The sequence below is a fragment of the Bacillus sp. SSR7 genome, assembly GCF_055902415.1.
Genome location: NZ_JBVVXV010000011.1, coordinates 135,999 through 149,937, shown reverse-complemented (window position 1 = coordinate 149,937; position 13,939 = coordinate 135,999). Strand labels below are relative to the sequence as shown.

The 13,939-nt window shown below is 36.5% G+C and carries 12 protein-coding genes and 1 pseudogene; 10 read left to right on the top strand and 3 right to left on the bottom strand.

All coding sequences use genetic code 11. The annotated features are described in order from the left end of the window. Positions 1–59: 59 nt before the first annotated feature. Entirely contained in the window at positions 60–302 is a 243-nt protein-coding gene (locus AC0NJG_RS19085) for a YflJ family protein (RefSeq protein ID WP_140168615.1), read from the bottom strand. Positions 303–391: 89 nt separating this feature from the next. Here AC0NJG_RS19085 and AC0NJG_RS19080 point away from each other — a divergent pair, with 89 nt between their 5' ends. The 5 genes and pseudogenes from AC0NJG_RS19080 to AC0NJG_RS19060 form a co-directional block, all read left to right on the top strand. Then, positions 392–1,444 (top strand): proline racemase family protein, encoded by a 1,053-nt coding sequence (locus AC0NJG_RS19080; protein WP_474063302.1) that lies wholly within the window; start codon positions 392–394, stop codon positions 1,442–1,444. A 19-nt stretch (positions 1,445–1,463) separates the two neighbouring features. After that, the gene (locus tag AC0NJG_RS19075) at positions 1,464–2,441 is read left to right on the top strand and encodes an ornithine cyclodeaminase family protein (protein WP_173601676.1); all 978 of its coding nucleotides are present in this window, start codon (positions 1,464–1,466) and stop codon (positions 2,439–2,441) included. 399 nt (positions 2,442–2,840) lie between these two features. After that, positions 2,841–3,236 (top strand): hypothetical protein, encoded by a 396-nt coding sequence (locus AC0NJG_RS19070; RefSeq protein ID WP_088326311.1) that lies wholly within the window; start codon positions 2,841–2,843, stop codon positions 3,234–3,236. Between the two features lie 325 nt (positions 3,237–3,561). Further along, positions 3,562–6,114, top strand: a complete 2,553-nt coding sequence (locus AC0NJG_RS19065; protein ID WP_474063301.1) for an ornithine cyclodeaminase — start codon at positions 3,562–3,564, stop codon at positions 6,112–6,114. 65 nt (positions 6,115–6,179) lie between these two features. Continuing rightward, positions 6,180–6,260 (top strand): annotated as a pseudogene (locus AC0NJG_RS19060) (hypothetical protein); the annotation flags it as partial. 323 nt (positions 6,261–6,583) lie between these two features. On the opposite strand, the gene AC0NJG_RS19055 reads toward AC0NJG_RS19060, so the two are convergent. After that, positions 6,584–6,922, bottom strand: coding sequence for a hypothetical protein (locus AC0NJG_RS19055; RefSeq protein WP_088326317.1), 339 nt, complete (start codon positions 6,920–6,922; stop codon positions 6,584–6,586). A 438-nt stretch (positions 6,923–7,360) separates the two neighbouring features. On the opposite strand from AC0NJG_RS19055, the gene AC0NJG_RS19050 reads away from it, so the two are divergent. Next, on the top strand, positions 7,361–7,867 hold the full coding sequence (locus AC0NJG_RS19050) for a PRK06770 family protein (protein WP_000376387.1): 507 nt from the start codon (positions 7,361–7,363) through the stop codon (positions 7,865–7,867). Between the two features lie 232 nt (positions 7,868–8,099). Here the strand turns inward: AC0NJG_RS19050 and AC0NJG_RS19045 are convergent, their stop codons facing one another. Beyond that, the gene (locus tag AC0NJG_RS19045; RefSeq protein WP_266132463.1) at positions 8,100–9,422 is read right to left on the bottom strand and encodes an MFS transporter; all 1,323 of its coding nucleotides are present in this window, start codon (positions 9,420–9,422) and stop codon (positions 8,100–8,102) included. A 225-nt stretch (positions 9,423–9,647) separates the two neighbouring features. On the opposite strand from AC0NJG_RS19045, the gene AC0NJG_RS19040 reads away from it, so the two are divergent. The 4 genes from AC0NJG_RS19040 to AC0NJG_RS19025 all read left to right on the top strand — a co-directional run bounded on the left by AC0NJG_RS19040 (position 9,648) and on the right by AC0NJG_RS19025 (position 13,706). Further along, positions 9,648–11,237 carry an ATP-binding protein gene (locus AC0NJG_RS19040; protein WP_474063300.1) on the top strand — a complete coding sequence of 530 codons (1,590 nt, stop codon included), beginning with the start codon at positions 9,648–9,650 and terminating at the stop codon, positions 11,235–11,237. 19 nt (positions 11,238–11,256) lie between these two features. Continuing rightward, complete coding sequence (locus AC0NJG_RS19035; protein ID WP_474063299.1) at positions 11,257–11,934, top strand: response regulator; 678 nt, start codon at positions 11,257–11,259, stop codon at positions 11,932–11,934. After that, positions 11,931–12,899, top strand: a complete 969-nt coding sequence (locus AC0NJG_RS19030; protein WP_474063307.1) for a tripartite tricarboxylate transporter substrate binding protein — start codon at positions 11,931–11,933, stop codon at positions 12,897–12,899. Before AC0NJG_RS19035 ends, AC0NJG_RS19030 begins: the two co-directional genes overlap by 4 nt. A 138-nt stretch (positions 12,900–13,037) precedes the next feature. Further along, positions 13,038–13,706, top strand: coding sequence for a BglII/BstYI family type II restriction endonuclease (locus AC0NJG_RS19025; protein ID WP_061660999.1), 669 nt, complete (start codon positions 13,038–13,040; stop codon positions 13,704–13,706). Positions 13,707–13,939: the final 233 nt, after the last annotated feature.

Sequence of the window (13,939 nt, the reverse complement as noted above, 5' to 3'; positions counted from 1 at the left end):
TATATTGCGTTGAATCGCTGATATATTCCGAGAATCGCCGATATCGTTACATTAGAATGTTACTGTTCTTTTAATTTCTCTTGTTGTGCAATGAGTAAATTACGTAAGACGTGTCCGCGGTAACTTTCTAGTTTTCTTCCTTCATGATAGCGAACACCTAATTTTTTTAGTTCAGCTACGTACCAGCCTTTTGTTCCGTAATACATGGGATCACTTCCTTTTTGCTTTTGAACAGTATATGTTGGGGATGGAAGTAACTTTCCATTGAAAATAATAAGCCTGGCTGTATCAAGTGGTTCCAGAAAATAGCTTCTGGATCGTGTATAAAAAAATAGACAGTACTGTATGTTTTTTTAAACAATGTATACAAATTCATACCCTATGCGTTGGCATGATATTTGCAATGAAAAGAGTATCAACATATAGGGGAGAGATAGAAATGAAGGTTAGTAAAGTGTATACGACGATTGATGCTCACGTAGCTGGAGAGCCGCTTCGAATTATTACAGGCGGCGTGCCGGAAATAAAGGGAGAAACGCAGTTAGAAAGACGCGCATACTGTATGGAGCATTTGGATCATCTTCGCGAGGTTCTTATGTATGAACCGAGAGGGCATCACGGCATGTACGGTTGTATTATTACACCGCCGGCAAGTGCTCACGCTGATTTTGGCGTGTTATTTATGCACAATGAAGGCTGGAGTACGATGTGTGGGCATGGCATTATTGCCGTTATTACAGTCGGAATTGAAACAGGTATGTTTGAAGTGACAGGTGAGAAACAAAAGTTCATTATTGATAGCCCTGCTGGTGAAGTGATTGCGTATGCAAAATTTAATGGTAGCGAAGTAGAGTCCGTATCATTTGAAAATGTCCCTTCATTTGTATACAAAAAAGACGTTCCTATTAAAATAGATGACTATGAATTTCAAGTAGATATCGCGTTTGGCGGAGCATTTTACGCGGTAGTAGATAGTAAAGAATTTGGTTTGAAAGTTGATTTCAAGGACTTACCTGCTATTCAAATGTGGGGCGGTAAAATTAAACATTATATCGAGAGTAAAATGGAAGTAAAGCACCCGCTTGAAGAAGGGTTAAAAGGAATATACGGCGTTATTTTTTCAGATGAACCGGAAGGGAAAGACGCTACGTTACGAAATGTAACAATTTTCGCTGACGGACAAGTAGATCGTTCTCCTTGTGGCACAGGAACTTCCGCAAGAATCGCAACTCTTTTTGAAAGGGATAATTTACAAAAGGGAGAAATTTTCGTCCACGAATGTATTACTGAGGGGAAATTCGAAGGAGAAGTATTGTCGGTAACAGCGGTAGATACATACGAAGCTGTCGTTCCGAAAGTAACGGGGAATGCATTTATTACAGGATTTCATCAGTTCGTGGTAGATCCGAGAGATGATTTGAATCGGGGATTTTTGTTAGGATAAGAAGAGGGGGTGAATAAATATGTTAGTCATAAGCGCGAACGAACAAAGAAACTTAGTAAATATGAATGAAGTCATTGAATACGCGGCGCTTGCTTTACAAGAATTTTCCGCAGAAAGAACGATCACACCAATACGTACTTCACTACCATTTGCGAATGAGAAAAATACGGCATTAATTATGCCTTCAGTAGCGGAAGGACTCGAAGCACTCGGTCTAAAAGTAGTAACAGTAGTCCCGCAGAACAAAAACATAGGAAAGAAAACGATAAATGGGATTGTAATGCTATCAGACTTTCAAACGGGAGAACCGCTCGCGCTTTTAGAAGGATCCTACTTAACGATGATTCGAACAGGAGCCTTATCAGGAGTAGCGACAAAATATTTAGCACGTCATAACGCAAAAACGTTATGCATTATCGGAACGGGTGAACAAGCGAAGGGAATTGCCGAAGCAATATTTGCGGTTAGAGATATCGAAAAAGTCATTTTATACAATCGCACAGAAAAAAAAGCGTATGTATTTGCGCAATATATACAAGAGAAATTCAATACACCTGCTTATGTTAAAACAAATGCAAATGAAGCAATAAGCGAAGCAGACATCATCGTCACAACTACGAACGCATCCACACCAGTCTTCTCAGAAAAACTACAAAAAGGCGTCCACGTAAACGCCGTCGGCTCATTCAGACCGAACATGCAAGAACTACCATCTCACGCCATCGTGGGCGCTAACAAAGTAGTAGTCGAATCAAAAGAAGCAGCATTAGAAGAAACAGGGGACCTTCAAGTTCCAATAAAAGAAGGTCTATTTGAAGCAAGCGACATCCATGCCGAACTTGGTCAAATTATAAGCGGAGAAAAAGCTGGTAGGGAGAACGATGAGGAGATTACTGTTTTCAAATCGGTTGGTTTGGCGGTAGTGGATATAATTGTTGCGAAGTATTTGTATGAGAGAGCGGTGGAGCGTGGAGTTGGGAGTAGGATTGAGTTTTGAGGGAGACTGCCTTTTTGGTGGTCTTTTTTGTTGATAGAGTTGGTGCTTGGGTGGGATTGGTTGCTAGTTTGGAAGGTAGTTTTTGCGAAATTTGTCGGTAAGTCGATATGCTGTAGCCACGATCTTCTGGATCTGCCACATGTTTATGAATCTCATCTAATATCTTTTGGATTAGCTCTTCACGAGAGGGCGCAAAACAACTACATCAATGCTCGATGAATCTCCATATATAAGATTTTCGCTTTTTTGTAGTTCCTTCCGAATCTATATATGATTCAAATCCGAATAATACATAGTCCTTCTTAATTTTTGTATTAGAAAATAATATTGTACAAGTAGTTATATATTCATTTTCCTTGCATATTTTTAAATGATATGGAATAAAGGGGGATATGAAAAATGTATATTTTGAATGATATAAATCTTGAAGAAGATACACTTTTAGAATCTTATCCAGTTTGTATGAAGGATAAATATAATGGAGAGATCTCTTGTATGGGTATATTAGTGAAAAGGGAAATAGAAAATCATCATTCAAAATTGGAAGGTACACACTATTATCAATTTGTCTATTTTTATGGAAAAAGCCCTATTAATTTTTCTAAATCAGACTATAAGGAATTGCAAGAAAGAGTCTGCTTTGATATGAATCTCGAAATGGTTGCGGATTTTCGATATTCTTTTAGTGAATATAGTTCATCTCCAGGATTGAGTACATCAATTAAAAATAAGAACTCTTTATCGGACATATTAGGGAATGATATTATGCAGGTTAGCTATGAATACCGCATTTAGGAGATGTTCCTCTTAGTACCTGTAAAAACTAAACAGCTTAAAAGTTAAGATTAGAAAGCGCTTATAATGGGTGGTTGAGTCTGTTCATATGGGAAGGATGAACTATAAGAAAGCAGCCGACTTTTATATAAAAGTCGGCAATTTTTCTTTCTATTTAATCTTTAAAAGATATGTTTTAACGGTATAGGTGATTTATGCCAAAAGTCCCCTGGAAATTAGGGTGCTTTAGTTATATATATTTATGGTAGTATCTAATTAGAGAAATGTATTTGTTAAGAGAGATACTTTAAGAAAATAAATTAATTCTATTCAGAGAGGGATAATTATGGGGATATTCAATACAATCAAGAAGTTATTTTCTAATCCGGCTGTTAAGGAACCTAATAATGGTCCAATGGTAAATTCAGAGCGTCATTTAGGTGATATTAAACAAAATAAATATTATGATTTTATTGATAAGGATACAATTCGACCAATATCAACGATTCTATTACAAACGGATAGCAAGCAAACATGGGATTCGTTCTTTTCTGTAGCCAAGAAAAATCCTAAATTAATAAATTTTGAAACCAGGTCTCGTAGGAAATTTCGTCATCTTTATCATAATCAAGATTTACTTGTTGTCGAAGCGGCAGGAACTATTGAAATGATTACTAAAGAGCAAGTACAACAAATCAATTTAAAAGAAACAGCATTAGAAAAAATGCATCCTGTTGCTGTGAATCACATGGGTGCTCTGCTTCACGATAAAGAAAAGGTTGCTTTTGTACATTATAAGAATAAGCAAGCTATTGTATATGAGTTTCAATGGCAACCTTTTAGATTTGCGATAGGTAATGATTTTTGGCTAGTGGGAACCCGGGAAACATATGACGGTCCAGGTAAGCTCTATTGTTTTGACTTTAATGGAGATCTAAAATGGGGAATTGCTTTTAAAGAAACACTCTCTACGATGTTTGGTGAGCTTAGTTTTATGCCTTATTTACTTGAGGTGTCAGCGGATTCAACCGATATTTTTGTCTCGAGTATGGATAGATTGTATAGATTGGACAATAACGGTAATTTAAAAGCTAGAATTGCTATTTCTGAACTGAAAGAAAAAGAATTACAACAAAAACAAGAAGAACTTCAACGTGAATTATCTGCCCCGCCAAAAACTGAAGAAGAAGCAATAAGTATGTTTGCTAAACAATTAGCAGCTCAATTTTCTATGGGATTTGAGAGAATGAGTTTTAATTCGCCATTCGCTGGTTTCGCACATGATCACAAAACTGACATGGTGTTCATTTTAGAAGAGAAGGGGCGAGTTTCTGCCTGGGATAGTAGTGGGAGGCTCAAATGGATTAATGCATTTAAAAATGAAGGTAGATATATTTGTTGGATAGAGAATAAATTGGTTGTCTCTTTTCAATCTGGAGAAACTTTCTGGTTAAACAGAGAAGGGAAGTTTATTTATGGCGCGCAGCTACCAAAACAAGCCACTACTATTCAATTGATTCCTAATCAAGAAAAATATTTAGTTGTGTGTGAAGATAATCGATTATATGAACTACACAAAGACACTGGAAATCTCATAAAAGGTTCAGAAGGGCATCCTGGAATGAAATTATTCATTTTATCTGGTCAAAATGTATTTTTTGATGGAGGGATTCATAATCAAGGATACTTTTGGTTAGCTCCTGAAAATCACCAATGGCAACATTTTGAGGCTAAAACCTTTACAGATGTAGAAAAGATTGATGTTCAAAGTGAGGTGGCACCTGAGATTACTGTGACTAAGCGGTTCTCAGGAAGATGGGAGATAAAGAGTAAAAAAGAGTGGTTTGGTAGTCGGGTTATTGACATGAAAAATCAAAGGGTCTACGTGGTTGAGGAAGGACCGCAGAAATCAATTAATGAATTAGCAAAGTTATCTGATAAACAAAGAGAAAAAGACCGTTTGAGCCATAAATTAGTATGTTATGACCTTGGTGAAAATGTTATTTGGGAAAATCATATATATTCATCTATGCGGTCGCTATTCTTATCTTTAGATGGAGAGGTTTTGTTTACAAGTATACCTTCAGGATCAGAAATTACTTATCTTCCTGGGCATATTGTTACCTATTCAAAAGATGGTCAACAACTTGATAAATTCAAAGTGGATGCTCATGGATTTAATCTGGATTTTATTTCCGAGGACAGGGCTATTGTTCATTTTGCTTCTGATAGAGGGGAGAAGTCTGTTTCTGGTATATTCGAAATCGACGGCAAAGGAAAATGGAGACTAAAAATAAATGAATCCGATGTTGAAAGTGAAAAACGGAATGTGTTCGGCGCAGGATTAAACGATGTAAGTTTACCTAACTTCAGATTAAAAAGAACAGATAAGAAAAAATATGAATTGGAAAGTCGAAATAGTAAAATAGAATTAAAGTTTTCGGCGGCTATTTATGAAGCTTATGAAACAATGGAACATAATTTGGTATTGCGAATAGGAACAAGATTGTTATCGTTCTATAACACGGATTTAGAGAAAATCCTTGAAGTTAAAGAACAAGAAAGTATTCAATCTGTTACATTGGGATCGAGTAGCTTAGTGGTTGTCACAAAAGCAGAAGTAAAAGGTTACAATTATCAAGGTGAAGTCTTATGGAGGTATAGCGCTCTTCCGAAAGCGTTCGAATCAAGGGTATTATGGATTCCGAGTAAGAACATGTATCTATGGATAGTATCAAATAATTTGGAAACAATAGTCGCGGCTATACATGAGAATGGGAACGTGTTAAAAAGTCATTCGTTTAACAAGAATAGTTATCATCATTCTATCTTGGTCTATCCTGAAGAGTGTTGTTTTGTAGCTCAGACAAATGAAATTATTCAAGGATATAGTATTTAATAATTATTATGGAACATTTACGTGAGTAGACGGGAAGAGGGGGGATTTTTTGGCGATCACTACGCATTACAAATGTAATGCAAAAGCTAGTGTTAGGGCATTCACAAGTAGTTGTTGAACTCCTTCGCAAGGGAGAGCTTGAATGATAAGAAAGCAGCCGACTTTTATACAAAGAGTCGGCTGTTTTTCTGTTTATTTAATACTCTAAAGATATACATCTTAAAGAATATAAGATATTTATGTTCAGAACGCCTTGGTAATTGATTAGAGAAATGAGTTTGGAAAATAGATTAATTTTAGTTAGAGAAGAAGAACTTAGAAAAAAATCTAATCATATTATTGATTTTAATATATATCAGTATTTGATTCTATTGGAGTTATTTTTGTTTGTCCCTTATTTTCTAATTGGAGAATAAGGGACAAAGTTTTATGAAGGAGTAAATTTAGACACCAAGAGTATGCAGCTTTTTTACCATTCTCGCCATTCTTCTGTGATGTCTTCTTCGGATTCTAAGCCAGCTATTTGTGCTGCTGTATCGATAAAATCATAGAGATCTTCTCTTTCCATTGTTTCGATAAAGTTGTCATGTTCGACGTTTAATTCATTTATGTTAATAACGACCTCTTGGACGACTTGCATTATTTCGACTTCGGTTGGGTTGTTTCCTAATTTTTGTAAATTGTTGATGTAAGTGTCAAGAACCTTATTTGTTGCACTTATATTTTCTTCAGTGAAAAATTCCCCATCTTCATCATACTCAACCCATGAGGTTGTTGGTTTGTTCTTTTTCAATTCATCAAATGTCATGATAACCTCCTAAATGTGTTTTTTATCTTTAATCTCATTCTACATTTTCGATCATATATAACAACCATTTTAGAGGGGGTTTTTTTGTAGATTGGTAGTTTCTACGGAATTTGTCGGTAAGTCGATATGTTGTGCCGAAACGTTGATATAATCGGAGTGGTGTTCGATATAATTGTAAGGTTTTTTTGGTCGCCCATTACATACATTGTTCTTTAAACATTTCGTTGTACTATCTTTTGATTTGAAATAGCTCTTTATATAAATTAATGTTATTGGATTGATTGAAAACTTAAGTTGTTTATCGGAGGAAGAGAAAAGAGAGGGGAAATTATTGTAATGTTCTTGAACAAGATACAAAATATAGAATAGTAGTTAAGTTTATGCTCCAATTACTACAAAGTGCAAATATTAAGGTGCTTTCTAGGAGGGATATTGCAAATGGATAGATGGAAAAAGTTTTCGATGATTGTAGTTAGTATCGTGGTATTTGGTATATTTATAGGATATATGGTAGGAATGTTTTTCAATCCTGGAAGTGAAAATAAGCAAATACAAGAGAGAACAGTTGATGCCAAAGGTGAGGAAATTGACGATTTGGTCAACTCTGAGGGTGTCATAATCGACTCTATGCACAAAATGTTGCATCAAAAAGTAATAGCTGATAAAAAGATTGGTTTTATCGTAATGTCCCCTGAGAATATTAAAAAGCTTCGTCACTTGTTAGATCAAAGCGATAAAATAATTGAAAAAGAAAAATATGTTGTGATTTTAAATCGTTGGGAAAAAGGTGATTTTTCTCAAGCGGTTGAGGAACATAATTATATGTGGGAGCAAGCAGGTGGAGAAAGTACGGGAAAAGCAAAAAGATTAGCTACTCCAAAAGAAGAAACAGCATATCTCAAAGAACAAAGCAAAAAAGAAGGTTCTAGTACAAAAATAGAATAAAGGGTAATAAAGTGTATAGATTCCTAATGGAATTGTATCTTATGCTGCAAGTTCCAAAAATTGATCGATGAATTCTTTCTGATTTTTGACAGACTTGTCCCGTAAATCAACTTGTTCTTTTTTATCTGCTGTTATAAAGTTTAAAAACCTCTACATATAAGTAGAGGTTTTTAAATTGCATATTAATGAATTATACTTTTTCAGATAAACGAAGGTCATAGAATACATACTTTTAACTAGATTTATTATTAGCTAGTTTATCCCCACCACCAAGCTCCGCCTCAATCTGCGAAGTCTTCGATGACTCATCCATACGCCAATACGTAATAAAGCTGATCGCGATACATCCGGCTACGTAGAAGTAGAATAGTGACTCCATTCCGATACTCTTTAGCCATAAAGCGATGAATTCTGCTGTTCCGCCGAATATCGCAACGGTTAGGGCATATGGTAAACCTACGCCAAGTGCGCGAATTTCAGTTGGGAAGAGTTCTGCTTTTACAATGGCGTTAATCGATGTGTAACCAGTAACGATAATGAGACCGACCATCATGAGTAAAAATGCTACGATTGGTTCTGTCGTTTTTTCCATGAAGAAGAAGATCGGTGCTGTTAGTAACGTTCCGAGAATACCGAATGCCATTAATAGTGGGCGGCGTCCAATTTTGTCGGATAATAGCCCCGCAATCGGTTGAAGTACGACGAAAATAAGTAGTGCGACAAAGTTAATCCAGCTCACAACTTCTTTTGGAAGACCGACTGTGTTTACCATGAACTTTTGTAAATATGTTGTGTACGTGTAGAATGCGACAGTGCCTCCTAATGTTAGGCCGACTACTGTTAATACTGCTTTCGGGTGTTTCATAAGCGCGCGAACGGTTCCTGCGCTTTCGCGTTTTTGCGATTTTATGTTTGCGAACTGCTCCGACTCATCCATCGTGCGGCGAAGCCATAATACAGCTACTGCGCCCATCGCTCCAATAATGAATGGAATACGCCATCCCCAAGCTTTCATATCTGGTTCGCTTAGTAATTGCTGAAGAACAATTTGAACGCCTAACGCAACCATCTGTCCAGCAACGAGCGTTACATATTGGAAGCTTGAATAAAAACCGCGGCGACCACTACTAGCCATTTCAGATAAATATGTGGCAGATGTTCCGTACTCTCCGCCAAGTGATAATCCTTGTAGTAAACGGGCAAGAACTAAAATAATAGGCGCCATAATCCCGATGCTTTCGTAACTAGGTGTACAGGCGATAATGAAAGAACCACCGGCCATAACCGTAATAGAAAGTGTTAATGCTGCCCGGCGTCCGTGCCGATCCGCATAGCGTCCCATTAATAAACTTCCGATAGGACGCATTAAAAATCCGACGGCGAAAATAGCTGCTGTGTTCAGTAACTGACTCGTTGGATCACCTTTAGGAAAGAACTCTGCTGAGAAGTAAACAGCGAAGGCAGAGTAAACGTACCAGTCGTACCATTCAATTAAATTACCGACAGAACCTTTGAAAATATTGCCGGCGACTCGATTAGATTTTGCTTGAGCCATAATCATTCCTCCTCTTGTTTATAAATAAAATGATAATTATGAAAGCGTGTTCATTGTAGTTAAATTGTACTGTCTAAAGAATGGAATCTCAATATTATGACAATTTTATTCTTTTTGTACTTTATGTACATGGAGAGTTTTAATAGTTGCTTCATTATTCGTTTTGTCATAATAATAGAAAAAGGAGATTGATAGTTTTGAATATTTTATCAAAGGATATGAAGTATGAAGAAATCACGCAAAGTGTCATTACAAACGAAAATAGTAAGCTTAATTATCGCGTTAATTTTATTTGTCGTTCTCCTATTAGCGGGAATATTTGTTTACATTCAGTCCGTTGATACGAAGCGCCAAGTGGAGCAGCTAGCACTGCAAACGGCTAAATCTCTTTCTTTTATGCCAGCTATAAAAGAGGCTTTTCAATATAACGAACATAAAAGTACAATCCAATCCATTGCGGAACAAGTTCGTGAGCAAGCTGGTGCAGATACTGTCATTATAGAAGATCGCTATGGGGTTATGTATTCGCATTCTAATTCGGAGTTAATTGGCACAAAGGGTAACAATCCATATAACTATGAAGCACTCACTTTTGGTGGTTATTATACGCTTGAAGGAAATGGTACAAGCGGTCCAGCTTTAATAGCGAAAGCACCTATTATTGTTCATAACGGAGATTACAATCAAGTAGTAGGTGTTGTGACAGTAGAGTTTTTAATAAAAGGTATTGAATCTAACATATTGAGTAGAACGAAAGAAATTATCCTCTTTTCCTTAGCGGTATTATTAGCCGGCATTGTAGGTGGCATCCTTTTAGCACGTAGTATTAGGAAGGATACACTTGGTTTGGAACCGAATGAAATCGCAGCGTTATACCGGGAGCGAAGCGCAATACTACTATCTATAAAAGAAGGAATTATTGCTATTGATCAAAACGGTTTTATTACGATGATGAACACATCGGCAGCAGAGATGCTACATGTACAGGATGATTATATGCACCAGCACATTTCAAAGGTTTTACCAGAATTTCATATGGAAAGAGTGCTAGAAAACGATCAAGAAATCGCATTTCAAGATAAAGTGTTTATTTTAAACATGACACCGATACTCGAAAATGATAATACGGTAGGCGTTGTATGTAGTTTTAGAGATAAAACAGAACTGCAAAACTTAGTGAATACAATATCTGAGGTAAGAAAGTATTCAGAGGACTTACGTGCTCAAACGCATGAATTTACAAATAAGCTTTTCGTCTTATCGGGATTATTGCAAATAGGGCATTACAAAGAAGCGATTGAATTTATCCAACAAGAATCTAATATTCATCAAAGCCAAAACCATATTTTATTCTATCAAATTCATGATGCGAAAGTACAAGCTATTTTATTAGGAAAACTCGGAACAGCGTCTGAGAAGAAAATTGATTTTCATATTGAAGGAGATAGTGCACTTCATCCGTTACCAGACCATATAAAAGTTTCGCACCTTATTACGATACTTGGAAACATAATCGACAATGCATTTGATGCGGTGAGTGAACGAGAGGAAAAGAGTGTTTCCTTCTTCGTTACGGATATTGGGCACGATATTGTGTTTGAAGTGATAGATAGCGGAGTAGGAATACCAGCTGAAAAAATCACGACCATTTTTCAAAAAGGATTTTCAACGAAAGGAAACAATCGTGGTTACGGGCTAGCAAACGTGAAAGAAATGGTAGATCTACTAGAAGGAACAATTGAAGTTCAAAACGAGAAAAATGGGGGAGCTATTTTTACAATTTACCTTCCGAAAACATTGAGAGAAAGTACATAACAAACAGGGGGATGGGTATATGTTGAAGGTTGCAATTGCAGAAGATGATTTCCGCGTCGCGCAAATTCAGGAAGAGTTTTTATTAAAAATAAAGGACGTAAAAGTGATCGGAAAAGCATTAAACGCAAAAGAAACGATGGAACTACTACAAAGGGAAGAAATCGATTTGCTTCTATTAGATAATTATTTACCAGATGGAATTGGAACAGACTTATTGCCGAAAATCCATGCTGACTTTCCAAACGTTGACGTCATTATGGTAACGGCGGCGAATGAAAATCATATGTTAGAAAAAGCAATTCGAAATGGTGTAAGTAACTACCTTATAAAACCGATCACGTTAGAAAAATTCGTTCGCACAATTGAAGACTATAAAAGAAAGAAGCAATTACTACATAGTAACAATGAAGTGAATCAAGCACTAATCGATAACTTCTTCGGTATGTCGCAAACACAAGATATAAAAAACTTACCGACTGGTGTTGATCCGCTAACATTGCAAAAAGTGAAAGGAATTATAAAAGGATTCGAAGGGGGCATTACAATAGAAGAAATGGGAGAGCAAATGGGGGCCTCCAGAACAACCGCAAGAAGATATTTAGAATACTTAGTAGCGACAAACGAATGTACAGTAGAGTACACATACGGCATTATCGGACGACCAGAACGAAAGTACCGAATAGGACGAGGACTATGAAAAAACGATTATTACTATGTATATGGATCATGACAGGAGTAATAGCTGGTTGTTCCTCAGAAAAACCTCAAACGAATACAGTAAACATAGAAGAAGTAGAAATCGTTGCGCCGAACGTTCCAGGAGCAGGATGGGACTTAACAGCACGGGCGATGCAAAAAACACTAACAGAAGAAAAAATCTTCACAAAACCAATCACAGTCACAAACAAAGTAGGTGGCAGCGGTGACGTCGGATGGAAATATACGAAACAAAAAGGCGGTCACGTACTGGCGATTAACTCAAGCTTACTCATAACGAACAACCTACTAGGCCACAGTAAACTAACATATAAAGACTTCACACCGCTCGCAACGCTAGCATCGGACTGGGAAGTCGTTGTCGTATCAAAAGACTCAAACATAGAAAACGCAAACGGACTAATGGAACAACTAAAACAAGACAAGAAAAACTTCAAAATCGGCGTTGCCCCCGGCCTAGGAAATGACGATCACCTATCATTCGTACAAGTAAGCAAAGCATTCGGCATAAACCCAGCCGAACTACAATTCTTTGTCTACGAAAACAAAGAAAAAATCATAAACGCCCTAACGAACAAACAAATAAGCGCCGCAACCATGACCCTATCCGAAGCCGAAAAACAATACAAAACCGGCAAAATAAAAATACTAGCCGTATCCGCACCAAAGCGCCTAGACCGACTACAAGAAATCCCAACATGGAAAGAACAAGGAATCGACGTCATCTTCCAGCACTGGAAAGGCATTATGGGACCGAAAGATATGACGGAGGAAGAGGTTGCTTATTGGGATGGTGTGATTAAGAAGATGGTTGAGAGTGATAGTTGGAAGGGGATTTTGAGGGAGCGGGGTTGGGAGAGTTTTTATAAGGGGAGTGGGGAGAGTAGGGGATTTTTGGAGGAGAGTAGTGGGTGGTATGGGGGGATGGTGAAATTTAGTGACTAATACTCTTCTATTGGTTTGTTTGTAAAAATTAGTATATTCAACGTTAATAATGCTGAATTTTAAGGTATACTTTGGGAGTAGCAAATTAATTGAATGCTAGAGAAGTATTGTAACTAAGATATTTAGGGAGATAGAAAAATGAAAGTAGAAACATATTCTTATAGGTATGCAGAAGAGATTTTGCAACATCCCCGTTTTGAAGCTGCATATAACGAATTGATAATGGTTTGTCGTGATTGCCCTGTTCCAATATACAAGGGGAAATCGGGCAGTCAGTCACAGCTGGAAGTTATACAGCAGATAATGAATACTTATTTTCTTTTGAGATTCGAAGAACTTGGCTGGGAAAAAGAGCCTCGAGCTACACCGAATACATCTGATGATGCATTACGCTCTGATTTTCGAAAATACTATATTGATCCTGATACAGGAGAAGTTATTCTTAAACTTCAAATTGAAGTTGAGTTTGGTAACGTTGCTTCCAGTTATCGTAACTACTTCAAGTTTCAACTTAGCTTTTCTTATGATTTAACAGATATATGTATTTTAATTGTTCCTTCTTATGAACTTTGTAAGAGAATTGATAGTGGTGTTTCAAATTATGAAAAAACAATAAGGGAAATACCAGCTGCAAAACTATCTGTTACTGTTCCAACACTAGTTATTGGACTTTTTGATGATGGCTCTACAGCCTGGAATGTAAAAGATATTACAGAAGATTTAAAAGTTTTGAAAGGAGCACTAAAAGATACATATCCTCAGCATTGTGAGATAGTGAAAGGATACATAAATGATTTAAAAGTATAAAAGGTTAGGGAAAGTACTTATTTTTATTGGGATTGTTTTTTGAATATTCATCAATTATTAATTATATTATTAGGGATTTCAACTTCAATTAATGTTGGAATAACTAGATAATCGGTCATTAGAGATACGATTTGTAAAATCGTAACAAATTGATAAAAGCAGATATCTTTAGGGATAAAATTGATATCTGCTTTTTATCATGAATGGTAATTTCTTTATAAATTAAATTAAAT